Annotated in this window: 1 protein-coding gene; it reads right to left on the bottom strand. The window is 45.3% G+C overall.

Annotation, left to right across the window (positions count from 1 at the left end; all coding sequences use genetic code 11):
- Nucleotides 1-51: 51 nt before the first annotated feature.
- A complete protein-coding gene (locus F1E73_RS16875) occupies nt 52-1,575 on the bottom strand; it encodes an IS1182 family transposase (protein WP_223883497.1) in 1,524 nt (507 codons plus the stop codon).
- Nucleotides 1,576-1,656 lie beyond the last annotated feature (81 nt).

A 1,656-nucleotide genomic window follows, 5' to 3' on the forward strand; every position in this document is an offset into this window, starting at 1 on the left:
TCCGTCTCAAAACCACCAATATAATTTTTAAAAATAAGAAAATCCCATTGTTTACAGCATTTTTAATCGCCACAGCACATTTCCGTAAAAATGAAGTTTAAGAGCTTCTAAGACGGATTTGGGCAAAAAGAACAGCTTATTAAGCCAATTCAGCGCATATTTGATTAGGTCTTTGAGCCCAACTCCCAGGTTCAGCATTCTTTTTAGGTTGTAGGCCAGAGCCATAAAACCAAAATCTGCTTCTGCTCTTTTGATTCCTTTTTTGGACAGTATATAATCAAAGCCCCACTGCCTTTTCAGGGTTCCAAAAGGGTGTTCGACCAATGCCTGGCGCTGTTTGTAGAGTTCAGGGTTTTCAGCCACACGGCGTGCGTTGTTTTGTATGTTTTGGGTAAATTCAGAACGCTGCATGACCTTTCCATTGATTTTTGAGGTGGTGCACTCGCTGCGCACCGGACAGGTTTTACAGGCCTTGGTCTTGTATTGTTTAAATCGGTAGTTTCTGGCTTTATATTCCGTCTGGTTGGAGGTGAGCTTATTTCCCTGTGGACAGGTATAGGTATCTGTGTCGTTGTTGTAAACAAAGTTCTCGGAGTTGTACGCTGGGTTTGGGGCTTGACTGGCTCTGCCGATGTTCGGGATGGCCACCAATGTTTTTATTCCAAGCCCATCCGCTGTCTTAAATTCGCTTCCGGTGTGGTAGCCTTTGTCGTAAAGGGCGGTAAACCCATTGGTCCGCAGGATGGACTTGGCCCGCCTGAGCATCATGCCCATCGCTTTTTTGTCGTTTTGGTTGGTGAGTTTGTAGTCAAGCAATAATTTGTGTTTTGCATCAACGGTGGTTTGGGCGGTATAGCAGACTTCGGTAATAGTCCCCCTTACAATCTGGTGTCTGCTGTCGGGGTCCGAGGTGGAAAGTTGGGGGTTTTCGGAAGATTTATCTTTATCCAATTCCTTTTGTAGCTGTTCATATTTTTTGCGTTGTTGCTTTCTAAGCCCAACTTGTTTTGCCAACTCCTCCCTTTCATCGCCATCAGCTGTTGAAAGGGCTGCATTGTGTTCTTCTAGCTTCCTGTCAATATATTCTAAATGGCGTTTGATTTTCTTCTTGTTGTAATTGTTCTTCTTGCTGTTCTGGGCCCGTAGCTTTGTGGAATCCCCGGCAATCAACATGCCTCCGATAAGGTTGAAGTTTTTGGCGATTTCAACGCTGTGCCGGAACACACGCTTGATGGCCCTGGGGTTGTCCTTCCTGAACCTGGCAATGGTATTGTGGTCTGGTTTTAGGTTTTTCAAAAGCCAGATGACTTCCAGGTTGCGATGGCATTCTTTTTCCAGCTGCCGAGAAGAACGCATGCGGTTCATGTAGCCATAAATGTAAAGTTTCAATAAATCCGCAGGGTTATACGGGGGTCTTCCCTGGGAAGGCAAAGATTCAAATCCCAGGTCCTGTAGATTGATGTTCTCTACAAACTGATCGATAAATCGCACTGAATTGTCCTGTGGGACCATGTCATCGAGACAGGTGGTGTAAAGCGTGAGCTGCTGACGGTCTTCTCCTTGTTGGTATTCCATACTTAAAGATACGGAAAACAAGGGCCGGAACTGAGTGTGGGCTCAGGGGTTATCAACAGAGTTGTCAAGTTTTGAGACAGT

Origin of the sequence: Arenibacter lacus (assembly GCF_008711145.1) — a bacterium.
GTDB classification, from domain to species: Bacteria; Bacteroidota; Bacteroidia; order Flavobacteriales; family Flavobacteriaceae; genus Arenibacter; species Arenibacter amylolyticus.